Genomic DNA, 26956 nt, shown 5'->3' with positions numbered 1-26956 from the left:
AGGGTTATTTCATGGCGGATAAAATTTTAATGAAGGGTAATGAAGCTATTGGTGAAGCTGCTATAAAAGCAGGTTGTAAATGCTTCTTTGGATACCCAATAACACCACAAACTGAAATATCAGCATATCTTTCAAGAAAGATGCCAAAAATAGGAAGAGTATTCCTTCAAGCTGAAAGTGAAATTGCAGCTGTTAACATGGTTTATGGAGCAGCAGGAACCGGAGTTAGATGTATGACATCTTCAAGTTCTCCAGGAATAAGCTTAAAAGCAGAAGGAATTTCATATATAGCAGGAGCTGAATTACCATGTGTAATTATAAACATAGTAAGAGGAGGCCCTGGACTTGGTAGTATACAACCAGCACAATCAGATTATTTCCAAGCTACTAAAGGTGGCGGACATGGAGATTTTAACATGCCAGTATTTGCACCAGCTTCTATACAAGAAATGGTTGATATGGTACAAGAAGCATTTGATGTTGCAGAAATGTATAGAACTCCTGTAATGATAATGGGAGATGGAATGATTGGTCAAATGATGGAGCCAGTCCAATTTAAAGAAAGAGAAGAAAAACAATTACCTGAAAAAACTTGGGCTGCCAATGGAATGCATGGAAGAAAAAAACACAATGTAATAAATTCTCTGTACTTAAAAGCAGAAGTATTAGAAGAACATAATAAGCATTTACAAGAAAAATATAAAACTATAAAAGAAAATGAAGTTAAATATGAATTATTTAACTGTGATAGAGAAAATGATTTAGTGTTAGTTGCTTATGGAACAACATCAAGAATTTGTAAAAATGTTGTTAAAATGGCTGAAAAAGAAGGTATAAAACTAGGTTTAATTAGACCTATAACATTATGGCCATTCCCAACAGAAGCCTTTGATAAAACTGTAAATTCAACAAAACACGGATATTTATCAGTTGAGTTAAGTTGTGGACAAATGGTTGAAGATGTTAGATTAGCAGTTGAAGGCAAGAAACCGGTAAATTTCTTTGGTAGAAGTGGTGGAATGGTTCCAACACCAGAAGAAATACTTTTAAAAGTTAAAGAACTAGTAGGAGGTGCTAAATAATGGCTATAGTATTTGAACCAACAAAAGCATTATTAGATGTTCCTACTCACTATTGTCCAGGATGTACTCATGGAGTTATTCATAGATTAGTAGGAGAAGTTTTAGATGAATTAAATGTTATAGATAAAACAATAGGAGTTGCTCCTGTTGGATGTTCTGTTTTAGCTTATGATTATTTTGCATGTGATATGTTTGAGGCAGCTCACGGTAGAGCACCTGCTGTAGCAACAGGAATAAAGAGATCTAATCCAGATGCTGTAGTATTCACATATCAAGGAGATGGAGATTTAGCAGCTATAGGTACAGCTGAGATAGTTCATGCTGCAACAAGAGGCGAAAATATAGTAACTATATTTGTAAATAACTGTATATATGGTATGACTGGTGGACAAATGGCACCAACTACATTACCAGGACAAGTTACAGAAACATCTCCTTATGGAAGAGATGTAAATATTCAAGGACATCCTATAAGAGTATCCGAGATGATAGCAACTTTAGATGGAGCTTGTTATGTAGAAAGAGTTTCTGTTGACAGTGTTCCAAATGTTAATAAAGCTAAAAAAGCTATAAAGAAAGCATTTGAAAATGCTATAGCAGGAAAGGGATTTTCACTAGTAGAAGTATTATCAATTTGCCCAACTAACTGGGGTCTATCTCCTAATGAATCTATGGAGTGGTTAAGAAACAATATGATGCCACACTATACTTTAGGAGTAAAAAAAGATAATACAGAGGAGGTGAAATAATATGGCATCACAAGATATAATTTTTGCAGGTTTTGGTGGACAAGGAATACTTTCAATGGGTAAGTTTTTAGCTTATGCAGGTATGGATGCAGATAAAAATGTTTCATGGTTGCCATCATATGGACCAGAAATGAGAGGGGGAACTGCAAACTGTTCGGTAATAGTTACTGATGATGAAGTAGGATCACCAGTAGTTACTAATCCGTCTACAGTAGTAGTAATGAATAGACCTTCTTTAGATAAATTTGAGAATGATTTAGTAAAAGGTGGATTATTAATAATAGATAGCGATTTAGTGGATAGAGAGCCAGAAAGAAGCGATATTGAAATATTAAAAATACCAGCACAAACAGAAGCAACTAAATTAGGAAGTAGTAAAATAGCAAACATGATACTTTTAGGTGCATTAGTTGCAAAAACTAAAATAGTTACAATGGATGAACTATTAGCTGCATTAAAATCTCACGGAAAAGAGAAGTTCTTTGAGGTTAATAAAAAAGCTTTAGAACTAGGTGCAAATTACGTTAAGTAATTTTAAAAATAGCTAAAGTTAATAAGTATATATAAAAGGGACTATCTAAATATAGAATTTTAATTCTATATTTAGATAGTCTTTTGTTTTAAGTAATTAAAAAGAGGAAGCTTTTTTGTTGGTTTCTTTAACATAGTCTTTAAAGTTACATTTAGGACAAGAAATTATTTTATATTTAAAACGCTTTGTTGATAGAGTAAAAGATTTAAAATTGTATGAAATGATGTGACCACAATTAGGACAAATAAAGAAAAACTTCTTAAATATTATTTTTATAGTTATACCAATAAATAAAAAACAGGTTAAAGAGAAAAATATTGGTAGGATATATTTAATAAATAAAGTCATATAAAAACTCCTTATATATATATTTAGAAATCATTACATATGTTTTTGTGTATAGCCTTTATATATTTTATTAAAAGAGGAAAATGGCTATAACTGAAAATAGTAGAATTTATTATAATTTTTAACCAAAATTAAGTTTTTTATAATAAAACCAGCAAAAATCTTTACTTTTTACCATTTGTTAAATAAATAACAATAAAAAATAAAGAATAGCGTAACAATGTTACGCTATTTAGTGTATAATAAAGGTAACGATAAACAAAATAAAAAGTTATCAACAGTGGGTGTTGATAACTTTGTTGAAAAGGTGGGAATAGATTGTGGATAATAAAAATACAATAAGTGATTTAATTATATCTGGAAGTTGTACTGCTAGTGGAGGAAGTTATAATAAAGTTATTTCAAATGGTTCAGGAAAGATAAATGGAGATATATATTGTAATGAATTTAAAATAAGTGGTTCTACTGTTGTTAATGGCTCTGTTGAAAGTAATGGACAATTAAAAATGAACGGGAGTGGAAAAATAAAAGGTAATGCTAAGTGTGATACTTTAAAGACTAGTGGAAGTTCTAAATTTATTGGTAATGTAAGTTGCAATGAAGGAACTGTTGGTGGAAGTTGTAATATTGAAGGTGAAATAAAGGCAAATGTTTTCGAAATAAGCGGGGGATGTACTGTTTTAAAAGATGCATCAATTGAAAAATTGAGAGTTTCAGGTGGATGCAATTTTCATGAAAATGTTACTAGTAAAGAAATAGTAGTAAATGGAGGAATTAAAGTTTCTAATAATGTAGAAAGTGAAATTTTTAAAGCTTCAGGATCATTTGAAATAGGACAAATGTTAAATGCAGATGAGGTTTTTATTAAACTTGGTGGTTTTTGTAGAGTTAAGGAAATAGGTTGTAGTAAAATAGAAGTTAATAAAGGTTTTGGTAAATCTATAATAAGAGAGTTTATTAGCATTTTTTCAAAGAGTTTAGATATGGAACTAGAAGTTGAAACTATAGAAGCTGATTATATTTATCTAGAAAATACAAAAGCCAAAGTTGTTAGAGGCGAAAATGTAATAATAGGTAGAAATTGTGAAATAGATTTAATAGAATATAAGAATGAGTACAAATGCGACGAACAAAGTGTTGTTAACAAAGTAGAAAAAGTTAATTGCTAAAGACAACTTAATAGGAAATTTGTGTATGATTTTATAAGGATTTATCAATAAAAAGTCAAGGGGTTTTATATAAAATCAAAAGATTAAGGGGTAGGTATGTTATGGCATTAGATTTTAAAAAATTAGAAAATTTAAAAGTACAAAGCACAACTAATATTAAAGGTGGAGATTTTAATAAAGTTATAATAACTGGAAATGCATATTTTGAAGGGGATATTTCATGTAAAAATTTTTTATCTAAAGGTAGTTGTAATTCTAAGGGCAATATAGAAGGAAAAAACATTGTTATAAATGGAAAAGCTTCTATAGATGGTAATATAAAAGGTAAAACTGCAAAATTGCAAGGTATTATAGCTACTAAGGGGAATGTAGACGTAGAGGATTTAATTATAGGAGGAAAGGTTTCTATAGAAAAGGATTTAATCTGTAAAAATTTTAATCTTCCTGGAGTAGGTAGTATAGAAGGCAACATAAATTCTGAGTGTGTTTATATTTCAGGTGCTAGTCATGTGAAAAAAGATATAAATACAGATATATTTGTTTTAAGTGGAGGAATAGTTCACGAAGGCATGTTAAATGCTCAAGATGTGAGTATAACACTAGGAAGTAAATCTAAGATAAATAATATAAAGTGTGAAAAAATAAATATAAAAAAGCCAGAAAATACTTCTAAACTATTTTCACGATTACTTAAGAAGTTAGTAAAAAATGAAGTTTCTATTGAATGTAAGAAAATTGAAGGTAAGAAAATATATTTGGAAAATACTAAAGCTGATTTAGTTAGAGGAAAAGTTGTGGTTATAGGTGAAGGGTGCAATATTAAAAAGGTTGAGTATGAGGAAGAATTTAAAGTTATTCAAAATGGAAAAGTAGTAAATAACATAAAAATATGATTAATTTTAAATAAAACTGATGCGTTTTGCATCAGTTTTATTTACATATGTCTTATTGTGTATAGAAAAAATTTATATTATAATGTAATTTGTGTATTTATGTATATTTTAAATAGAAAATTTACACTATATGCATAAGGTTTATTTAGTCATCTTTAAAGAATGAATGCTCTTTAGGTGGCTTTTTATAACATTAGGGATAAAATAAATTTAATATTTTTATATGGCATTTTTTATATAATATATTTTAAAGTAAGGGTAAAGTATATTAACATAATTTAATGCATTGTTTTTATTTCTTACATAAATAATTGATAAAAAATGTCTAATAATAAGAATAATGTATAGAATTTATGAGAATGTAATTTATTTGTCATTAAAATATTAGCATATTAGGTTAAATTAGTATTGTTATACTATATAAGAGGAAAGAGGTTGTCAAATGAGTAGAATGTTTGGTACTGATGGAGTTAGAGGAATAGCTAATAGTGAATTAACAGTTGAACTTGCATATAATTTAGGAAAAGCTGGAGCGTGTGTTTTAACTGATACAATGCACAAACCTAAAATATTAGTTGGAATGGATACTAGAATATCAAAAGATATGTTAGAGAGTGCATTAGTTTCTGGAATACTTTCAGTAGGAGCAGAAGCTATATGTGTTGGTGTGATTCCTACTCCTGCTATTGCATATTTAACTAAAAAATATGGTGCAGACGCAGGTGTTGTTATATCTGCATCTCATAATCCAGTTGAATACAATGGCATAAAATTCTTTAACAAAGAAGGATTCAAACTAAGTGATGAATTAGAAGATGAAATACAAAAATTAATAGAAGATAAATTTGCAGGAGTACCTGTTGTAACTGGTGAAAATGTAGGAAAGAAAATAGTTGTAGATAGCGCAGTAGATGATTATGTTAAATTTGCAGTATCTACAGTTAATGGCGATTTAAAAGGAATGAAAATTGCTATAGATTGTGCTAATGGTGCATCGTATAAAACTTCAGAATTAGCTCTTAAAAAATTAGGAGCAGAGGTTTTTGCTATTAATAATACTCCTGATGGATGTAATATTAATAAAGATTGTGGTTCAACACATCCAGAGCAATTAATGAAACATGTAGTTGAAAATAAATGTGATTTAGGATTAGCATTTGATGGGGATGCTGATAGATGCTTAGCTGTAGATGAAAATGGTAAATTGATAAATGGTGATTTCATGATGGTTATAGCAGCTAAACACTTAAAGGCACAAGGAAAATTAAATAAAGATACAGTTGTTGTAACTGTTATGAGTAACTTAGGCTTAGATATAGCTTTAAAAGAAGAAAATATAAAAACTATCAAAACTAAAGTTGGAGATAGATATGTTTTAGAAGAAATGAAAAAAGGTGGATATAGTATAGGTGGAGAACAATCTGGTCATGTTATATTCTTAGATTATAATACAACTGGAGATGGTTTAGTTTCAGGAATACAATTAGCAGCTACAGTTAAAGAAAGTGGAAAAACTTTAAGTAATCTTGCATCAGTTATGACAGAACTTCCACAAGTTTTAGTAAATGCTAGAATTCCAAATGATAAGAAAAATATCCACAATGAAGATGAAGAAATAAAAAATGAAATAGCTAAAATGGAGAAAAAACTAGAAGGTGAAGGAAGAGTATTAATAAGACCTTCTGGAACAGAACCATTAGTAAGAGTAATGCTTGAAGGTAAAAACCAACAAGAATTAGATGAAATGGCACATGCTTTAGCTAAGTTAATAGAAAAAAAAGCAAACTAAATTATATAAAGACAGTATAAAACTACCTTTAAAATGGATGTGAATTTGTTTTAAAAGTAGTTTTTTTATAAATATTTAAAGGAAATTTCTTTTATTTTAAAACTTAGTTTAAAATTTCAGTGATATATTTATAAAATCATATAATGTAAGCTTAATTCTACTAAAAGAATAATAATATATAATAAATGTTTAATAATGTAGAACAAAGAGAAGAATAAAAATAAATTGTATATCATAAATAAAAATATTTTAAAATTATTATTATTCTAATATTTAAAAAAATATTTTTGAAAATTTTCATGGAAAAAAAATCCATTGACCATTGGTATACCGTTGAATATAATAAATTGAGGTTTAATTAATATTAAACTATAAATTTAAAAGCGCCAGGACTTGGAAAAATTAATTTTGTTAATAGGTGGATATGCTAGGCTGTGTTTACATTAGAGTTAAAATAGCAACATTCATTTATGAGAAATTTTAAAATTTTCAAGTTGACGAGGATGGGGAGTATCGAATCTTCGGCGGGTGCCCCACGGTATCGCACTACCGTTAAAGATTGATAAAAGCAAAAAGCGATTTTTGTCACAATATCAATCAGGTGTTAAAACCTTTCAAGTATAGGGAATGTAGGTTTATATTTTTTGTAAACCCTATAATAAACCCTATAAATAAAAATATTTAAATATCGGAGGAAGATTTATATGTGCGGAATAGTAGGTTATTTTGGAAACAGAGAAGCAGCACCATTACTAATTGAAGGATTAAGCAAGCTTGAGTATAGAGGATATGACTCAGCAGGTGTTGCAATAATCGAAAATGGAGAAATTGAAGTTACTAAATGTAAAGGAAGATTAAAAAATCTTGAAAATAAATTAGAAGAGTCTCCTATACATGGAATGGTAGGAATAGGACATACTAGATGGGCTACTCATGGACAGCCATCAGATGTTAACTCACATCCACATTCTAATAAAGAACAAACTATAAGTGTTGTTCATAATGGAATAATAGAAAACTATATAGAATTAAGAGAATGGTTAACTTCAGAAGGTTATGAGTTTAAATCTCAAACTGATACAGAGGTAATACCAAACTTAGTAGATTATTTCTATGAGGGAGATTTATTAAAAGCTGTTATAAAAGCTACTAAAAAAATGGAAGGAAGTTATGCTATAGGAGTTATAGCTAAAAACGAACCAGACAAATTAGTAGCAGTAAGAAAAGACAGCCCACTTATAGTAGGTATTGGAAAAGAAGAAAGCTTTATAGCATCAGATATACCAGCAGTACTTGCTCAAACAAGAGATGTATATCTATTAGAAGATAGAGAATTTGTTATTTTAACAAAAGAAGGCGTTAAAATAGTAGATTCTAATGAAAATGCAATAGAAAAAGAAGTTTATAAAGTAACTTGGGATGCTGATGCAGCTGAAAAAGGTGGATATGAGCACTTCATGTTAAAAGAAATTCACGAGCAACCAAAGGCTATAAAAGATACTATGACATCTAGAATAGTTAAAGGTCAACCAATAAAATTAGATGATATAACTATAACTAAAGAAGAAATCAAGAAGTTAAATAAAGTTTATATCGTAGCTTGTGGAACAGCTTATCATGCTGGAGTAGTTGGAAAATACGTTATAGAAAAATTAGCTAGAATACCAGTTGAAGTTGATATAGCTTCAGAATTTAAATATAGAGATCCAATCATTGATGAAAATTCATTAATGATAATAATAAGCCAATCTGGAGAAACTGCAGATACAATGTCAGCATTAAGACTTGCAAAAGAAAAAGGTGCAAGAGTAATAGCTGTAACAAATGTAGTTGGAAGTACAGCATCAAGAGAAGCTGATGATGTATTATACACTTGGGCAGGACCAGAAATAGCAGTTGCATCAACTAAAGCTTATGTAACTCAATTAATAGCAATGTATATAATCGCATTATTCTTTGCACAAAATAAAGAAACTGTATCTAATGAAAAATTAGAAGAGATAAAAGAAGAGATGTTAGCTCTACCAGAAAAAGTAGAAAAAGCATTTGAGTGTAAAGAGGCTATTGAAAAAATGACTGCTGAAACTGTAAATGAAAAAGATATGTTCTTCTTAGGAAGAGGACTAGACTACGCTGTAGCACTAGAAGGTTCTTTAAAATTAAAAGAAATATCTTATATTCACTCAGAAGCATATGCTGCTGGAGAATTAAAACATGGTCCAATAGCATTAATAGAAGAAGGAACAGTTGTAGTAGCTTTAGGAACACAAGAAGAGTTATTTGATAAAACAGTAAGTAACGTTCAAGAAGTTGTTTCAAGAGGAGCAAAGGTTTACGCTATAGCTAAGGAAGGACACAAAGAAGTAGAGAAAACTGCTAACAGTGCAATCTACGTTCCAAGAGTAATGGACTTACTAGCACCAGTAGTAACAGTAATACCACTACAATTATTCTCTTACTACATGTCAATAGCAAAAGGCTGTGACGTAGATAAGCCAAGAAACTTAGCAAAATCAGTAACAGTTGAATAATAAAAGAAGATAAAATACAGACCGTATCAAATTTGATACGGTCTTTTTTTATATTTAAAATTTAATAGAATATAAAATTTTAAGCATAGGGGTAAAGCTAATCCTAAAAAACCAAAATTATAGTGTTAAAAAGTAATAATGAAAAAATTTAAAACGCTAGTCTGTAAAAATTTCAAAGAAACTCTAAATATATTTTTATCTGATTTTTATGACTACCCGGAGAAGCGACGTCCTTGTCTGATGCACCGGCTAATCCGTCCTTGGATTAGGTCACAAAAATCAAACAAAAATATATAAGAGTTTCTAGATCAATTTTCAATGAATAGCTTATTTGAATTTTTTATTATTACAGAATGTAGTAAAAAATTAGAAGAAAGATATTCTATTGGAATAAAGTAGCTTAGGTTTAAGTACAGAAGATTTTAAGTTCTAAATTTAACTTATGTAGTGAATATATTGCTAGAAAAGATGGTAAATATAACTTTAAATTGTTATTAAGAAGAATGATAAAGGAGTTACTAATGTTTGTTTATGTGTTTGTTTTTGGTACAATTGTATAAGAAAATAAAACTAAAATTTTACAAACTCTTTAGAAGTAGTGTTATTGTTTACTTAATTAATATATATAATTTTTTGAATATTAATTTTATTTCGGGCTTTGATAAATATATTATCAAATAAAGTGAAAAGGATGGAGTTTTTTTATGAATAATGTTTATATTCATCCCACAGCTAATGTATCAAATTTATGTAAGATAGGTTCAGGTACAAGCATATGGGTAAATAGCCAAGTTATAGAGAATGCAATTATAGGATTGAATTGTAAAATAGGTAAAGATACATTTATAGACCATGATGTATGCATTGGAAATGGAGTTAAAATCCAAAATGGAGTTTCTGTTTATTATGGAATTACTATAGAAGATGATGTATTTGTAGGGCCTAATGTAACATTTACAAATGATTATTATCCACGTTCTTTTAATACTGAATGGAAGGTTTCTAAAACTATCATAAAGAAAGGTGCATCCATTGGAGCAAATTCTACAATTATTTGTGGTCATTCTTTAGGTGAATATTGCATGATAGGAGCCGGAAGTGTTGTGACTAAAGATGTACCAAGTTATGCATTAGTTATGGGTAATCCTGCTAAAGTAGTTGGGTATGTATGTAAATGTGGTGAAAGATTAGTTGATGGTAAATGTGATAAATGTAATTTTGAATTGATTTAATTATATATATTAGATTATATAAAAAATAGGTTAGAGAATTGAGGGTGTAGTTTATAAATATTCGAAATATTTCAAATAAGGAATTGCACAAGTATACATCATTGAGTAAAAATGATAATTGTAATTTTAAAAATGAATTATTAAAGTGGCTTGGTGATGGAAGGACAAAGATAGAATACTGTTTTGTTGTAGAAGAGAATGATGAATTTTTAGGTAGGATTGTTTATGGGTTATTTAAAGATGAACCCAATGACCTTAAAATATGGAATATAACATTAAGGGATGGAAATTTTGATGTTATATCTATTTATAATAAGTTGATTAGAGAAAGCATGAATAAAATGAAACTAGAAGATTTTAAAACTATAGAATATCATCTTTATTCAGATGGTAATGATTCATTTGAAATATATAAAGAAATATTTTTAAGATGTGGATTTGAGATAGTACAAGAAAAAAGTAGCTTTATTTGTGATGAATTTAATAGAGAAAATTTATCATCAGTATTAAATTTTAAGTCTTTAAGGGAAGTTGGAGAAAATAAATTTCTAAAAGCTATACAAAGGGTTACAGAAAATACATTAGACAAAGATGATCTAAATTGTATAAATGAATATGGTTCTAAAGAAGCAGCTATAAAATACTTTAATATTTTAAAGACAATTGACTTTAATGAAGATTGGTGGAACCTAGCATATGAAAATGAAGGTGAATTCGTAGGATTAGTAGTTCCACAACAATTTAATAAAAATATCGGTGCTATTAATTACATTGGGGTTACCCCTGAAAAAAGAGGTAAGGGATACGTAAATGAATTATTATGGCATGGCACTAAAGTATTATTCAATAATGCAGTAAAGGAAATTATTGCAGATATTGATGTTAAAAATTTTCCAATGGAAAGGTCTCTTTATAACCAAAATTATAAGTTTAAAAATAAAATGGCAATTTTAAAGATTACATTGTAAGAGATAATATTGTTAAAAGTATTTTTATTTATATTAGAATTTACAATCATAAGCAATGGCAAAACATTAAAATATTGAAGAAGAGGATTTAAATATGGAATATAATAAGTATTGGTAATTTGAAAGCAAAATTACCACTCTTTACAACCAAAAGAAATATAAAGAAGCTCTAAATTTATTAGAACATGCATCAGAGTATCTTCCTAAACAGCAATTTGATAAATATTTGTTTGAAATAATGCTTTCAAAAGCTGAATTTTATTGTAATTAATAATGTAAAGCATTGAGTTTTATATGTAATTATTAATGAGACAAGCATGGTAATTAAACATAACATTATAGATTAGATTGTGTTTGAATAAAAATTTTTGGTAGCGATTTATTAAAAATAAGGGGGCAATATTTTGTATTTAGCAAAAAACAAATGGGGATATATTTTATTAGATTTTATTAAAATTACAGAAACAGAGATGTTAGTAAATAAGTTATACAAGCCTATTACGGGGGCTTTAATATTAGTTGAATGTAATAGTAAATATCTTATTGGATTTAATAGGTGGAGAAATCAATGGGAGATGCCTGCTGGTGGTATAGAGTATGGAGAAACCCCAAGAGAATGTGTGGAAAGAGAATTATTTGAAGAAACAAATCAAAAGGTAACAAACATAGAATTTAAAGGGATTTTTAAACTATATGATGAAAATAAAGACATAATAAAATATCAAGCAATGTATTATGCTTGTATTGATGAACTTAAAGAGTTTGTTAAAAATAATGAAATTTATAAGATTATGTTATGGGATTTACAAAGTACCATTAAAGAATTTGATGAAGTAGATAGAAAAATGATTGAATTATGTTTAAGATAAAATTTTTATCTATTATTTTATTGAGAAAACATTGAATATGACTCTATTATTTTTGTGCTATTTCTTTAAAAAAATAAGTTATTTAAAACCATTAAATATAGTTTTATAAATATTATCCATTTAGAAAAAAAGATTAATTGGCCTACTTTATAATTTTCATGTGGAATTTACTTAATTGTGTGAGGTATAAGATGAGATTAAAAAAGAATTTTCAAAGTTGTTTAATTTTATAACATTAACTATTAGAGATTTTCCTATAATAATTTTCTTTATAGTAATGTATATAGTATTATCCATAATTCCATCATTGCAAATAATTGCAGTTGCCAATTTTATAGATAAATCAATAGCAATCTATAATAATATGGAAACTTTAAAATCAATTTATATAGCTATAACGCTAATAGGCTGTTGCTTAATTGGAAGTTTTTTATTAAATGAAGCAATTAGCTTCACAAGATTAAATATTTATAATAAATATAATGTTTATATTCAAAATAAAATTTTGATGAAAAGAAGTAAGTTAAAGTACCCATTGATTGAAGATGATAAGACATGGAATTTAATAGCGGTCATTGAAAAAGATCCTACTAAAAATATTATAGATGGATTAGATAACAGCTTGAATATTATTTCACTTATTATTAAAATTATTGGTTTTATTGCTGTCATTTCAGTATATATTTGGTGGACGGGTATAGCTGTTCTACTCATAGCTGTTCCTATTTTATACCAATCGTATAAGAGTGGAAAAGTTGAGTATGAAGCTTTTGAAACAGCAGAGGAGTTAGAAAGAAGAGCTGATTATTTGCAAGAGGTGCTGTCATCTAGAGAGTGTGCCGATGAAAGAAAATTATTTCAATATTATACGTCTGTAGATAATATTTGGAAGAAAAAGTATGAAGAAATGAGATATCTCACCTATAATGCATTTAAAAAGTTTTTTATCCAATTAGGAATTTCAAACAGCTTATCTAAAATATTGGTTGTGATAATTGGATTGCTTCTTATAGTACCACTAAAACAAAAGCATATAACTGTTGGAGTATATATGTCATTATTAGCAAGTAGCATTAGTTTATTTGCTAGTTTAACTACAGAGTTAGCTCTAGTACTGGAGAGCTTCATCAAAAACAATTTATTTTATAATAGTTTCAATACTTTTATGAAATTAGAGGAAGAAATAGAGGATATAAATGATAAAACTACATTTAATAATGATATGGATTTTCATGAAATAATATTTAAAAATGTTTCTTTTTCATATCCTGACTCAGACAAAAAAATATTAAATAATTTAAATTTAGCTTTTCATTCAGGTAAAAAATATGCATTAGTAGGTGAGAATGGTTCAGGGAAGACAACCATTGTAAAGATACTTATTGGTCTGTATGATTCCTATGAGGGAGAAATTACAATTGATGGTATTGAACTAAGGAACTTAACTAAGTCATCATTAAAAGCTTTTTATCAGGTGGTATTTCAAGATTTTTACAAATATGAAATAAGTATTAGAGATTTTTTGACTCTAGGTTTTACTGAATATAAAACAGAAGATATTGATGTAGACTCACTTTTAAATAGTGCATTGTTAGAGGTAGATTTATATGAAAAGGTAGATTCTTTAAAAGATGGATTGCATACTAAAATCGGAAAGATAAATGAAAAAGGAATTGATTTATCTGGTGGTGAATGGCAACGGTTGGCAATTGCAAGAACATTAATTTTAAACAGGGCTTTTACTATATTAGATGAGCCTACTGCTGCAATAGATCCTGTAAGTGAATCTAAATTATATACATTATTCTCAGAAGTAACAAAATATAAATCTAGTCTAATAATTACACATAGATTAGGCGCAGCAAGGATTGCTGATGAAATATTAGTTCTAAAGAATGGTAAAATTGCTGAAAAGGGTACACACGAGAGTCTTGTAAATAAAAGGGGAATCTATGAAAAAATGTTTAGCGTTCAGAGGAGTTGGTATTATGAAAAATAAAAATATTTTTGACAAAATATTATTCATAAGATTACTACGTAAAATATCAAAGATCTCTCGGCTGCACTTTTGGGGAATTTATATAACATTCATTTTAAGTGGTCTTATGTATGGCGTAACCATCAAAGTTAAACAATTAATCTTTGATGGCGCTGTTTCATATACCAATGGTGACAAAACTATTGGATATATGCTGGCAGTTTTATTAGTTTTATTTTTTTCTGAAATACTTACCATAATTCTTAATTACACCGGTAATTTTTTAGGCGAAAATTATGATATTAAAGCAACAAGTGTTTTAAATCAAGAAGTGCATATAAAAATAAATAGATTGCCTAACATATATTTTGAAGATAGTAACTTATTAGATAGTATTGAAAAGTCTTATGAAGGAATCTCTACTGCTATAGCATTTGTTAATAGTCTAATGGATATGATTTTTATGTATTTGCCTGCAGTTTTAGTTTTTGCAGTATATTTATTAACTATAAAACCTATTTTAATATTAGTTCTGATATTTATTTTTATTCCTATAATATACGCACAATTTATAAAGGCTAGAATACATGGAAAGCTAGAAGATGAAATAGCACCATTAAGAAGAAAATGCAAATACTATGCAAATGCAGCCGTTGGAAAGGAAAGTTTTAAAGAAACTAGAGTACTAGGATCATTTACTTATTTAAAAAATTTATACATTGATGTTCTAGATACAATGCAAAAACTTAAATTAAAAGCTGAAATTAAAAACAATTTATATGAATTGTCAGCAAGGTTTATGTCATTATTAGGATATTTAGGCATATTGTTTATATTATTTAACCTTTTAATGAAAAAGGAAATATCAATAGGAATGTTTGCTGCAATATTTTCATCAATTGATGAGATGTATAGTTTGATTGAGGAGGCAATAGTTTCTCGTTTGGGAAATTATGCTATGCATTATGGTAAAATAGAAAATTATTTTAACTTTATGAATTTAGATGAAGAGAATAAAAGAAGCTCTCATATCATAAATGGTAATATATTGTTAGAAAATGTTTCATTCGCATATCCCAATTCTAGTACTAATGCACTTAATAATATTAGTCTTATTTTAAATGAAGGTGAAAAACTTGCAATTGTTGGAGAAAACGGTTCTGGTAAGACTACTCTAGCCAAACTTTTGACTGGTCTTTATACTCCAACAAGTGGAAGTATAAAATGGAATGGATATACAACAGATGAAATATGTTTTAAAGATATTTCCTATGTTTTTCAAAACTTTCAAAAATATAAAATGACTTTATTCGAAAATATATGGATAAGCGAGAGTGATAAAAAAAACAATAATGAAAAGATAGGACAATCCCTTAGTGATGCAGGTATTATCATTGATTCAGAAACTTATCCAGAAGGGATATCAACAATGCTTTCAAAAGAGTTTGATGGAGTAGATATTTCTGGAGGACAGTGGCAGAAAATTGCAATAGCAAGAGGATTTTATAGAAGTAGTAAGTTTATTGTTCTAGATGAACCAACCTCAGCAATTGATCCTATTGAAGAAGAGGTTATTTATAAACGTTTTCAAAACCTTATCAGAAATAAAACTGCGGTAATTATCACCCATCGATTAGGCGCAGTGCGTTTTGCAGATAATGTTTTAGTGATGAATAAAGGAAAAGTTATTGGCTTTGGTAGTCATGATTACTTATTGGAAAATAATGAGGAATATAAGAATATGTGGATTGCACAAGCAGGACACTATGCTGATAAAGTATATGAAAAGAAATAAGCTATTAAATATTGAAATATATTTTTGATTTTTTACTGTATAGAAATTTGAACTTTTTGAAGAAAAAAATATGTTAGAAAGCTTTTAAAGTCAACAATTTAATATATGATATGAAAAAAGATATAAAATGTAAGTTCATTGTAAGCAAAATATTTAAATCATGGTGACAGTCATTAAAAATTTAGTTTTTAATGACTGTCACTTTAAATTAAATAATTATCTATTTGATATTTATAATGATTTATCTAAATTTATAGATAATATGGTGTTTTAAGAAATTATTATTTTAATCTACTATTTTATTTCATTAATTAACTCTGTTATTACATCAATTACTACTTGGGGTTTATCTTTTTGTATATAATGACCGCAATCTTCAACGATGATGTGTTTGCTATAATTTGATAATGTTGCTAGGTCATTTTGATAGTTTAACCAGGTTTCTTGCGGAAGGGCAGCAGATTCTTCACCTTTATGGTCAGCGGTTAGAACAATTATTGGAATACTCCTTAATGCATCCTTTTTTCTTATTTCTTTTATTTGCTTAGCACTAATTAGTAGTTCATCAAAAGTTTGCTCTGCATCAATCAACTGACTTTTAATGGTTTCTAGTTCGTTTACAGAAAAACGTTTTGCCATATCTTCAAATTGATTTTCATGTGAGCAATCAAGAAATATAATGCCAGACACTTCTTCAGGGTATGTGCCTGCGAATAATCTTGCATTATATCCTCCAATTGAATGAGCAACTATAATATATGGTGCTTTAACATTTGCTTTATTTAAAGCAGTATGCAACTCGTGAACTTGAGCTAAGCTAGTTCTTGGTGAATCACCTTTATCACTATTTCCAAGACCAGCTCTATCATAAGAAAATGTCCTGGTATGTTCCGAGATTCGATTTTGTACTATTTTCCAGTCATCGTGAGGACAACCTAATCCTGATTCAAATACGACAGTTGGATCTCCTTCTCCATAACAATTAACATATAGTTTCAGTAACTTCTTTTCGTCTATTTCTATAAACATAGAAGCTCCCCCTTTTAGATATATTTCACCTGGGTGATGCGTTAGTATTAATTTATTTGAATCATTAATAACAGTTATGATTATTATTGATTCAAATAAAACTAAAACTTATATACAGTCTATTACTATTGTACCATTTAAATACAAACTGTATGTATATGTTTAGGGTTTTGTGTTATTTAACTGTTAAAGAACATTGTTTATACATTTAAATTTATTAGTTAAGGCATGTTTCATTCTTGGTACGTAGTAAGGGTTTTCAAAATTTTATGCCTAAGTTTTGTTTATGTAACGAATAATGAGAACATATAAACGTATATATTAATTGTTATAAAAGTCAATGTATATATTGGTTGATATTATAATATAGATGAAGATGGAAAAATTTAAAATGTTATTTAGAAAAATGACAAAACCTGTCCTTGGGCTTTGGTAAAAAAATAAAACAAAAATTTATAAGATTTCTAATTCTATTTTTAATGAAGTACGTATTTAATTATAATGTAAATGTTATCAGCTTAATGTATGGATTAAAAGGAGTTAGATTGTAAAAGTAAAATGTAATATACTTAGTTGAATGGATGGTGTTTCAATGAAAAGCTTTGGGAAAAGAAAATATAATCTTGAATATAGGAAGCAAAAAGGTGCCTACGGAATTATTCAAAATTCAGATGGAAAGTTTTTAGTAGTAAAGGATAAAGACAATAATTTTTATTTGGTGGGAGGGAAAATTGAAGTAGGTGAAGATCCAATACAAACAATTTGCAGAGAAGCACTAGAAGAAACGGGATACCGAGTTAAGATAAATGATTTTATAGGTGTTGCTGAAAAACATTGGGTTTCAGAAAAATATCCAAAATGGTCTCAGCATAATATCGGGATATTTTATAAATGTGATCTATTAGAAAAAGTAACTTTACCGGTAGAGAAAGAACCAATATTATGGGTTTCATTGTCTGATTTGGAAAAGTATCTTTTTCATGAACATCATCTATACATGGTTAAAAAATCATTAGTGCTAGACGAGAGTGAAGGTTCTGAGATTTAAATAATTGTTTATAACGCAATTTATGTACAATAGATAGTACTTGTATCATTAAAAAATACAGATTCTAAATTGTATAATTAGTGGAGCAACAATTAAATTTTTTATTTTAATTTGTTAAAGTTGTTCTGTTATAAGACTATTAAATAAGAGTTTAATAATAATTAGTTTAAATTACATTAATTAAAGGAAGTCAGAGAAGGCTTCCTTTAAAATTTAATATTAAAAAAATGAAGTGTTATAAATATTAAAAGGGTTAAATAATATGTTATAGAAATAGATATGTACTATATTTAATATTTAGGGGGCTAGTTATGAAGATTTCAGTACTTGTTGCACAATTTCCTATAAGTTTTAATATAAATGAAAACTTAGAATACATAATGTCAGTATTAGAAAAATCAAAAGAGGATGATTTAGTTATATTACCAGAAGGAGCGTTATCAGGATATAGTGATGATGTTAACTTTCTTAAAGATATAAATGTAAAAGAACTTAATAATGCAATGAAGTTATTAAAAGATGAAGTTATTAAAAAAAGGGTACATTTAGTATTTGGTTCCTGTGTTTTTGAAAATGACACATGGTGCAATGCTGCAATAGGTTACTCTTATAATAATCCAGATTTTATATATAAAAAGTTAAATTTGGCTTTTCATGAAAGAGGGTATTTTAAAGAAGGAGATAAGTTGGACGTTTATCCAATTAAAATTGGAGAAAAAACTATAAATTTAGGAATACAACTTTGCAGGGAAATTCGTTTTCCAGAACAGTGGAGATCGCTTGCAAAACATAAAGCAGACATATTTATATATTTAACGAATGCTGTACAAGGAAAAGGCATTTCAGTGTGGAGAAGTCACCTTGTTAGCAGAGCTGCAGAAAATCAAAGATTTTTAATAAGTGCTAATAATGCCCATGTAAATCAACATTGTCCTACAATGATTATTTCTCCAAGTGGTGAAATATTAAAAGAATGTGTTAATGATAAATTTTATTATTTTAGAGAAGAAATAGATCTTAATGAAACATCAGATTGGTATATAAGCCAATGTAGAGATGATATAGGATTATAAATATAGGTGACAGTTATTAAAATTTGATCTTTTCAAATATTTAATGACTGTCACTTTGAATTATAAAATTTGCCGAATGGCAAAACAAGATACTTTATATTTTATCCAAAAATTCTTTAGCTATTTTTGCAAATTCTTCTACATTAGATATAACAGATGGGTGAAATCCTTCCTGAAATATATATTTTTCTCCTTGAGAAATTTCATGTAAGATATTAGTATATTCAATCTCAAAATCATTCCTAATCATATCGTCATTGTTACTACCTGTAAGCAATAATGGCACCTGTAATTCAGATAGTGATTTATGAAATGGACTAATATTCTCATGTGCAAATTTTAATAAAGAGTTTGTGTCATTATCAACAACACCTTCCCAATTTTGACCTTGGCATAAGTAATAGAATTCTCTTGCCATTTCATTTTTCTTGGATAGTGTACGTTGTTCTAATAATCTATCTGCAAAATTTGAAGCAAGTGATTTTCCATCAAAACTGTCTGCAATTACTTTTTTGACTAAATCAGGTCTTTCTAAAGCAACATTTATTGCAACCCATGCACCTCCACTTGTTCCTAATATATTAGCTTTATCACATGACAAAAATTCTAATAGTGAGATTGTTTGCATGGCTTCATCAAACCAAAGCTCTAATGGAAACTCTTTCAATCTTTCAGAATTTCCATGCCCCAGAAAATCAATTGAAATAACCCTATATTTGTCAGTGTATAAATCTATAATGTAAGAAAACATTTTTGAAGAAGCTGTATTACCATGTAATAAAACTAATGGTGTACCTTCACCTTTTTCTTCGTAGTAAATTTTTTTCCCTTTGTATTCAAAATATGCCATATAAAAATCCCCCTTCTTATATAGTTTAGCAGTTACTAGTGATTTATCTCAAGAACGATTAAATAACTTATTTTAGGAAGAATAGTAGGTAATTAATACTTATTTGGATAAAATAAATTGGATATATGCTATAATTAAAAAAATAGTAAAAAATAACATATATGGTAGGGGGAGCGTTATGAAAGGTGTTATTGAATTAAAAGAACAGTTAAAAAGTATAAGAGATAATGATTGGATTATTCCTGAAAAAGTAAACAACTATGATTTAGCGCTTAAATGTTTAGAAAATATAGGGTCAATAGATGCGGAATTAAGAGATAATCTTATATTAGAGCTTCTTTGTAATATGATTGTAGAAAAAAAGTTAACAGATAAAGAAGTAAAGGATATATTAAAATTAGTATTAAGTGAAAAAAATTTATTTTATAATATTGGTAAAGTTGGGGATGATTCTGTTTTTAAAAGGTCATTTAGTGTATTGATTGTGGATTGCATTGTATATAGTCACAATAATGAATGTAAAATTTTTAATGATGAAGAAATAATAAGAGTATATAAAAAGGTAATCAAATATTTAAATGAGGAAAAAGATGTAAGGGGATACGTAATAGATAAAGGATGGGTGCACACCGCAGCACATACCGCAGATGCACTTGCTGAAATTGTAAAATGCAAAGAAATAAATGAGAAAAATTTAATAGAGATATTAGAAGGTATAAGAAAAAAGATTTGTATAAATTACTATGCTTATACAAATAACGAAGAAGAAAGATTAGTAACAACAGTTATTAATATAATAGAAAGAGAAGAAATATCAAAGGAAAAAATTATAAAGTGGATAAAAAGTTTTGAAAATATGGAGAAGACAAATGTTTATCCTGATGATCATAATTTAATGTGTAATCACAAGGGATTTTTATCAGCATTATATTTTAGGCTTAAAAGAAGAGATATAACTGAAGATTTTCTTCATATTATAGAAGAAGTAATAAATAAAACAACACCAAAGTATTTTCAATAGTATATATGTAAAAAGATAAATAAAATTAAACACTTTACGCTCAAAGTACAAGAATATATACCTGTGTGAAAGCACAGTTTTTTTAAAAAATAAAATAATAAATATTTTAAATAGGCATATTTTAAAATACATTGTAATATATTTAAAATAGAATTTATTATAATAAATGTTGATTATATGGTATAAAATAAAAAAATTAAAGAAATTTAGTATTTTATTTACATTTTTTATAAAAATTGCTATGATGGTAATGGTGAAATTAATATGTATTAAGTGAATAGAATAAATAAAATAGCTAATAATTTAAGTAGAAGTAGTGGCCAGACTACTTCTACAAATAAAGATTAAGTCCTAAAGATATTGATTAATCATATTTATTATATGTTTGATTAATTTCTTTAGGGCTGTTGTGTTTTTTGTTGATTTGATGTTTTCTTGACTATGTCCTAGAACTGTTATGGTAATTATTGCAAGTTCTATGATTTTATTAATTATATGTGTGCTGTTAGTAAATCTATACCAGAAAAACATCGATACAACACTGACCAGAAAAACACTAAGAATATACTTTAACCTAGTATATTCTAATCTTTCTTTTGTATTTCTGTATGATTTGTTATAAATCATATAAATAAATATTTTTTCTTTTGTAAGGCGTCTACATTTCTTTTTTTGCTTACTGATTCTCTAATTTTAAATCTTTTTAGCATTATATAACGCCCCTTTCATTATTAAAATTATTTGATACCATTACGATACCTTGGATAAATGTTGAAGAATATGTTCAGCATTTAGTGGAAGTATCGCAATGGACTAATAATTTTATTAAAAGGTATAAAAACTTAAATATAAGAGAAATAGATATTAAAAAGAAATGTATTAGTAGATTGATTTGTGTTGAGGTGATGTTTTTAAAAAACCTCCTTACCACTAACTAAATTAGATTTTAAATTTAATTTTGGTTTTTTAAATATCATCTATATACCCCCTCATATGAGTGTAGAATTAGCTATACTATAAATAATATAGCTATACTAATAATAACATATTTTACAATAAATGTTTGTAGAAGAACATGATTAATAAAGTTTTTTTATTTCTTATATGTAAATAAAATATAAAATATAACTAATCCGACTTAAAATAAGTTTGAAATATGTAGAAAAATACAATTAAAATAAAATGAACCCTAAAATATATACCATAATTGAAAAAGGTACTTATTTTGAAGGGTTCATTTTAATTTTACTTTATTATATTTAAAACAAGTTTGTTAATAGTGAATTTAGTTAAAAATAATGTGATAATTAAAATATATCTAAGAGTAATTAATGAATTTTCTTTAAATATCAATATGAATATAAAAGAAATAGCTATTGTTATTAATGATTCTATTAAAGCCCAAAATTTAATTTTTTTGTATAACTTAGTAGAAAGTTTTTCCTTTTCAAATAATGTGGTTAAAACTTCTTCACTAAATACAAAATAAACAAATTTATTTTCAAATCTATTATTAAATATAGAAATAAGGCCATTTAATAAACAGAAAATAAGAGTACATAATATTATAATTAAAATATAAAAAAACATTTGTATCACCTACTTAATATATAATTTAAAATTTTTACAATCCACAACAAAATAAAAAAACTGTATGCTTTATTTTTTAGATTCAATAGTATTTACGTTTTTTCCTTATAGAATAAAAAAGACATATGCCTTTTGTTAGACATATGTCTTTATTTATATCTTTACTTATGAATTTTTTTATATATAATTGGTTGGTCATATCCGAAGGTTCTTTTACCGTTAACTTCCATTGATTCAGATACTTCTAATATTCCTTCTGAAAAGCGTTCAAATAGTGTAAACTTAAGAACTGGAGAGAACATGCTTACACTTCCACCTTCCCATACATTGTGTTTCAAAGTATATATTGCTGGTGTGAATTTTTCTGATATTTTTAAACTATTATAATCTATTGATTCTAATTGTGTATATGTAAAAGTATTTTTATCATATCCTTTTGGAAGTTCATAAGAAGTTAATTTAATTCCTTCATTTTCTTCTGTAAATAGAAATAAATGAGGAGATGAATGGGTTTTTCCATCGGAAGTATAATAGCTTTCTTCTACAAGAAAAATACCCTTAAAATCTTTAGGGAGATTTGTTATTTTATCATTGCATATAGTATTTACATGTTTGGCAAATGGAAAATTTGTAATTCCTCTACTTTCCAATTCTTTAAATTGTTCAGAGTTATCAAAACTTCCTGCTAAAATATTAATAAAATTATTTAATTTGTTCATAGAATATCCTCCTATCTTAAATTTAATATATAACGATTATAATAATTATACTCTTTTAAAAAAAGTATTTACATGTAGTTTAATTATCTTAAAGTATTATTTGAAAAAAATATTATATTATACTGATGCACTATAGGAGAATGAGTTCATATTTAAGTTTATTTATTAAATTCTTATTATAACTTGATAAAAGTAAGTACAACTGCATTTAGTTAATAGTTAAAAGGTAAGAGTTAATAGTTTAGGATGAAACTACAGCTGAAAACAGTTATTCTGCAATGATTGTTGGGGTTTGTACACATATAGATTATAGAGGGTGTGGATATGCAACGGCTTTAGTTTCTAAATTGTGTATAGATTTACTTTTAGAAGGGAAAACAGTATGTTTGTTTTATGATAATCCAATAGCAGGTAAAATTTATGAAAATATTGGATTTATAGAAATTGGTTTTTGGAGTCTATGGAAAAGCGAAAAATGTTAGTTTGTACAGTTTATGAAAATATAAATATATAGATATAAATAAATATATGTAATAAATTCAAAGACTATAATACTGTGTTGACAAAAGAAAAGTGAAAGTTTAATATAAGTATATAGATAACTATAAATATAAAGGGGTGAAAAACATTTGAAATGTTATGATGAAAATGCAAAAATAATAAAGGCATTATCAGAGGCTAATAGATTAAAAATAATTGATATATTATCCTGTGGAGAAATGTGTGCTTGTGATATATTGGAACATTTTGATTTTACACAGCCAACACTTTCACACCATATGAAAGTGTTGATAGATTGTGGAATTGTACAATCTAGAAAAGATGGATTATGGAGTTATTATGCTCTTAATAATTCTAACTGTAATAAGCTTATTTTATTTCTTATGAATCTTATAACAGATACTGATGAATGTATTTGTAAAGAAAAATCTAAATGCAAATGCAAGTATGACTAAAATTATAGGAGGAAAAATTAATGAAAAAGAAAGTAGCTTTTATATGTGTTCATAATTCTTGCAGGTCACAAATGGCTGAAGCTTTAGGTAAGTTATATGGTTATGAGTTTTTTGAAAGTTATTCAGCAGGAACAGAATTAGTGCAAAATATTAATCAAGATGCTGTAAGGATAATAAAAGATTTATATGATATAGATATGAATATATCTCAAAAGTCTAAGCTTTTAGCTGATTTACCACAGGTAGATATAGTTATAAAAATGGGATGTAATGTACAATGTCCATATGTACCTGCAAAGCATGTGGAGGATTGGGGATTAGAAGATCCTACTGGAAAAGGTGATGAGGAATTTATTAAAACTGCAAAAAATATAGAAAAGAAAGTTAAAGTCTTAGTTGAAAAAATTAAAAATGATGAAGTATAGGAGGGAAAAAGATGTCACAAGAAAAGAATAAAGGTATAGGATTTTTTGAAAGATATCTTACTATATGGGTGGCACTTTGTATTGTAGTAGGAATACTTATAGGTCAATTTATTCCTGTTATACCTGAGACATTAAATAAATTTGAATATTATAATGTATCTATACCAGTAGCTATTTTAATTTGGCTTATGATATATCCAATGATGTTGAAAATTGATTTTAATAGTATAGTTGATGTAACTAAAAAACCTAAGGGATTAGTGGTTACATGTGTTACTAACTGGCTTATAAAACCATTTACCATGTATTTTATAGCGGCTTTTTTCTTGAAAGTTGTATTTAAGGGATTTATTCCAGAAAATCTTGCTACACAGTATTTAGCAGGCGCAGTATTGTTAGGTGCAGCACCATGTACAGCTATGGTATTTGTGTGGAGTTATCTTACTAAAGGAGATCCTGCATATACATTAGTCCAAGTAGCTGTAAATGATTTGATTATATTAATAGCATTTGCACCTATTGTAGCATTTTTATTAGGGGTGAGTGATGTTACAGTACCGTATGGAACATTAATCTTATCAACAATACTATTTGTTGTCATACCACTTGTAGCAGGATATTTGACAAGAAAATATGTTGTAAGAAATAAAGGAATAGACTATTTTAATAACATATTTCTAAAAAAATTTGATAATATAACTATTATTGGATTACTTTTAACTTTAATTATAATTTTTTCATTCCAAGGGGAAATTATATTAAATAATCCACTTCACATATTGTTAATTGCAGTACCGTTAACAATTCAAACATTTTTAATCTTTACTATTGCTTATGGTTGGGCAAAGTTATGGAAACTTCCTCATAGTGTTGCTGCTCCGGCAGGTATGATTGGTGCAAGCAATTTCTTTGAATTAGCAGTTGCAGTAGCGATATCACTATTTGGACTTAAATCTGGAGCAGCTCTTGCTACAGTGGTAGGTGTTTTAACAGAAGTACCTATAATGCTAACACTTGTTAAAATTGCTAATAATACAAGAGGTTGGTTCTTAAATAATAAGGCATAAAACTTAAATATATAATTTCTTAATTATAAAAATTATAATAAGAAAAATGAATTATTATATTAACTAAATCTTAATATAATAATATACAAATAATAAGGTATATTGTTTTAAATAATACTTATTAAATAAACAAAAGGCTATCTTGAAATAGAGTTAAAAATCTATTTTAAGATAGCCTTTTGTTTTAAAAAATAAAAATGAAGGGATGTATATACATGAATAAATATGCATACACAGAATAAAAATAGAAAAAATGAGTTTAATGTATGGTTTTTGTTTTAAAAAAAACCCTTTATTTAAAGGCTTTTAAAGACAAAAAGAAAAATATTTTAAAAAAATATAAAAATATACTTGCATAATTATGAGAAAGGATGTATTATCTATAATAACAAAAATTTAAGGGGGAGGAGATGATACTATGAAGAAAATTCTTATGTTGATTGGAATTATATTAATAAGTTTTTTTGCTTTTGTTGGATGTGGTAATGAAAAAGTTGAAGATGAAAATATTAATTCTTTAGAAAAGGTTAAAGAAGAAGGTAAGTTGTTAATTGGGCTTAATGATACATATCCGCCTATGGAATTTAGGGATGAAAATCATAACTTAGTAGGGTTTGATGTTGACTTAGGAAATGAGATAGCTAAAAAACTTGGGGTTGAAGCAGAGTTTATAAATAATGACTGGAAGGGAATTATTTTATCATTTAAAGCTAAAAAATATGACATGATACTTTCAACAATGACTATAACTGATGAAAGAAAAAAAGAAATTGATTTTTCACAGCCGTACATAGTAGGGGGACAAAAGTTAATTGTAAAAAAGGATAATGCATCTATAAATGATGTAGAAGACTTAAAGGATAAGGTTGTAGGAGTGCAACTAGGAACTACTGGTGATATGGCTGCACAAAAAATTGATGGGTTAAAAGAAATTAAGAAATATGATGGGATAACAGAAGCTTTTAATGATTTATCTATTGGAAGACTTGATGCAGTTATAGCAGATGGACAAGTTGGAGGATATTATCTAACCCAAAGAGATGGGGATTTAATTCTTCTTGATGCTAAGCTTTCAGAGGAAAATGTAGGTGCTGGGTTTAGAAAAGAAGATACAGATTTAAAAGATCAAGTCCAAAAGGCACTTGATGAATTAAAGGCAGATGGTACTTTATCCAAACTATCAGAGAAATGGTTTGGCTATGACTTTTATAAATAATTAGCTTTAAAAAAATACTTAAGATAA

General features: G+C 27.3%; 22 protein-coding genes and 1 pseudogene. 20 read left to right on the top strand and 3 right to left on the bottom strand.

The features are described from left to right. The first annotated feature begins 11 nt into the window (after positions 1 to 11). From CSGHG_RS11020 to CSGHG_RS10965, 12 genes are all read left to right on the top strand, one after another. Positions 12 to 1082: a 3-methyl-2-oxobutanoate dehydrogenase subunit VorB gene (locus CSGHG_RS11020; protein WP_010295050.1), complete on the top strand. Its 1071-nt coding sequence runs from the start codon at positions 12 to 14 to the stop codon at positions 1080 to 1082. Further along, entirely contained in the window at positions 1082 to 1831 is a 750-nt protein-coding gene (locus tag CSGHG_RS11015; protein WP_010295049.1) for a thiamine pyrophosphate-dependent enzyme, read from the top strand. The genes CSGHG_RS11020 and CSGHG_RS11015 overlap by 1 nt, the downstream gene beginning before the upstream one ends. A gap of 1 nt (position 1832) precedes the next feature. Then, on the top strand, positions 1833 to 2363 hold the full coding sequence (locus CSGHG_RS11010) for a 2-oxoacid:acceptor oxidoreductase family protein (RefSeq protein ID WP_010295046.1): 531 nt from the start codon (positions 1833 to 1835) through the stop codon (positions 2361 to 2363). Between the two features lie 668 nt (positions 2364 to 3031). Further along, a complete protein-coding gene (locus CSGHG_RS20600) occupies positions 3032 to 3880 on the top strand; it encodes a polymer-forming cytoskeletal protein (RefSeq protein WP_010295044.1) in 849 nt (282 codons plus the stop codon). A gap of 101 nt (positions 3881 to 3981) precedes the next feature. Continuing rightward, entirely contained in the window at positions 3982 to 4773 is a 792-nt protein-coding gene (locus CSGHG_RS11000) for a polymer-forming cytoskeletal protein (protein ID WP_010295042.1), read from the top strand. A 442-nt stretch (positions 4774 to 5215) separates the two neighbouring features. Next, complete coding sequence (glmM, locus tag CSGHG_RS10995) at positions 5216 to 6562, top strand: phosphoglucosamine mutase (RefSeq protein WP_010295040.1); 1347 nt, start codon at positions 5216 to 5218, stop codon at positions 6560 to 6562. Positions 6563 to 7266: 704 nt separating this feature from the next. Next, the gene (gene glmS, locus CSGHG_RS10990) at positions 7267 to 9093 is read left to right on the top strand and encodes a glutamine--fructose-6-phosphate transaminase (isomerizing) (protein ID WP_010295038.1); all 1827 of its coding nucleotides are present in this window, start codon (positions 7267 to 7269) and stop codon (positions 9091 to 9093) included. Between the two features lie 704 nt (positions 9094 to 9797). Continuing rightward, entirely contained in the window at positions 9798 to 10325 is a 528-nt protein-coding gene (locus CSGHG_RS10985; protein WP_010295036.1) for an acyltransferase, read from the top strand. Positions 10326 to 10426: 101 nt separating this feature from the next. Further along, entirely contained in the window at positions 10427 to 11293 is an 867-nt protein-coding gene (locus CSGHG_RS21980) for a GNAT family N-acetyltransferase (RefSeq protein WP_010295035.1), read from the top strand. Positions 11294 to 11697: 404 nt separating this feature from the next. Next, positions 11698 to 12162: an NUDIX hydrolase gene (locus CSGHG_RS10975; protein WP_010295032.1), complete on the top strand. Its 465-nt coding sequence runs from the start codon at positions 11698 to 11700 to the stop codon at positions 12160 to 12162. Positions 12163 to 12379: 217 nt separating this feature from the next. Next, positions 12380 to 14161 (top strand): ABC transporter ATP-binding protein, encoded by a 1782-nt coding sequence (locus CSGHG_RS10970; protein WP_010295029.1) that lies wholly within the window; start codon positions 12380 to 12382, stop codon positions 14159 to 14161. Then, positions 14115 to 15935, top strand: coding sequence for an ABC transporter ATP-binding protein (locus CSGHG_RS10965; RefSeq protein ID WP_081496304.1), 1821 nt, complete (start codon positions 14115 to 14117; stop codon positions 15933 to 15935). The genes CSGHG_RS10970 and CSGHG_RS10965 overlap by 47 nt, the downstream gene beginning before the upstream one ends. Positions 15936 to 16229: 294 nt before the next feature. Here the strand turns inward: CSGHG_RS10965 and CSGHG_RS10960 are convergent, their stop codons facing one another. Continuing rightward, positions 16230 to 16964: an alpha/beta fold hydrolase gene (locus CSGHG_RS10960; protein ID WP_010295026.1), complete on the bottom strand. Its 735-nt coding sequence runs from the start codon at positions 16962 to 16964 to the stop codon at positions 16230 to 16232. Positions 16965 to 17556: 592 nt separating this feature from the next. Here CSGHG_RS10960 and CSGHG_RS10955 point away from each other — a divergent pair. Beyond that, the gene (locus CSGHG_RS10955) at positions 17557 to 18012 is read left to right on the top strand and encodes an NUDIX domain-containing protein (RefSeq protein ID WP_010295024.1); all 456 of its coding nucleotides are present in this window, start codon (positions 17557 to 17559) and stop codon (positions 18010 to 18012) included. A 311-nt stretch (positions 18013 to 18323) separates the two neighbouring features. Next, a complete protein-coding gene (locus CSGHG_RS10950) occupies positions 18324 to 19085 on the top strand; it encodes a carbon-nitrogen hydrolase family protein (RefSeq protein WP_010295022.1) in 762 nt (253 codons plus the stop codon). Positions 19086 to 19179: 94 nt separating this feature from the next. Here CSGHG_RS10950 and CSGHG_RS10945 read toward each other — a convergent pair whose 3' ends face one another. Continuing rightward, positions 19180 to 19935: an alpha/beta fold hydrolase gene (locus CSGHG_RS10945; protein WP_010295019.1), complete on the bottom strand. Its 756-nt coding sequence runs from the start codon at positions 19933 to 19935 to the stop codon at positions 19180 to 19182. 178 nt (positions 19936 to 20113) lie between these two features. Here CSGHG_RS10945 and CSGHG_RS10940 point away from each other — a divergent pair, with 178 nt between their 5' ends. Then, positions 20114 to 20956: a DUF2785 domain-containing protein gene (locus CSGHG_RS10940; protein ID WP_010295017.1), complete on the top strand. Its 843-nt coding sequence runs from the start codon at positions 20114 to 20116 to the stop codon at positions 20954 to 20956. Positions 20957 to 22707: 1751 nt separating this feature from the next. On the opposite strand, the gene CSGHG_RS10925 is transcribed toward CSGHG_RS10940, so the two are convergent. Then, positions 22708 to 23265 carry a hypothetical protein gene (locus CSGHG_RS10925; protein ID WP_010295013.1) on the bottom strand — a complete coding sequence of 186 codons (558 nt, stop codon included), beginning with the start codon at positions 23263 to 23265 and terminating at the stop codon, positions 22708 to 22710. Between the two features lie 275 nt (positions 23266 to 23540). On the opposite strand from CSGHG_RS10925, the pseudogene CSGHG_RS10920 reads away from it, so the two are divergent. The 5 genes and pseudogenes from CSGHG_RS10920 to CSGHG_RS10895 all read left to right on the top strand — a co-directional run. After that, a pseudogene (locus CSGHG_RS10920) lies at positions 23541 to 23747 on the top strand (GNAT family N-acetyltransferase); the annotation flags it as partial. Positions 23748 to 23894: 147 nt separating this feature from the next. Further along, the gene (locus CSGHG_RS10915; RefSeq protein WP_010295008.1) at positions 23895 to 24221 is read left to right on the top strand and encodes an ArsR/SmtB family transcription factor; all 327 of its coding nucleotides are present in this window, start codon (positions 23895 to 23897) and stop codon (positions 24219 to 24221) included. Between the two features lie 20 nt (positions 24222 to 24241). Then, complete coding sequence (locus CSGHG_RS10910) at positions 24242 to 24646, top strand: arsenate reductase ArsC (protein WP_010295006.1); 405 nt, start codon at positions 24242 to 24244, stop codon at positions 24644 to 24646. 11 nt (positions 24647 to 24657) lie between these two features. Further along, positions 24658 to 25713 (top strand): ACR3 family arsenite efflux transporter, encoded by a 1056-nt coding sequence (arsB, locus tag CSGHG_RS10905; RefSeq protein ID WP_010295004.1) that lies wholly within the window; start codon positions 24658 to 24660, stop codon positions 25711 to 25713. A 418-nt stretch (positions 25714 to 26131) separates the two neighbouring features. Beyond that, positions 26132 to 26929 (top strand): ABC transporter substrate-binding protein, encoded by a 798-nt coding sequence (locus tag CSGHG_RS10895; protein ID WP_010295002.1) that lies wholly within the window; start codon positions 26132 to 26134, stop codon positions 26927 to 26929. The last annotated feature ends 27 nt before the right edge of the window (positions 26930 to 26956 follow it).

Source organism: Clostridium senegalense JC122 (assembly GCF_000285575.1).
Classification (GTDB): domain Bacteria; phylum Bacillota; class Clostridia; order Clostridiales; family Clostridiaceae; genus Clostridium_J; species Clostridium_J senegalense.
This window is presented reverse-complemented; position numbering and strand designations above follow the sequence as displayed.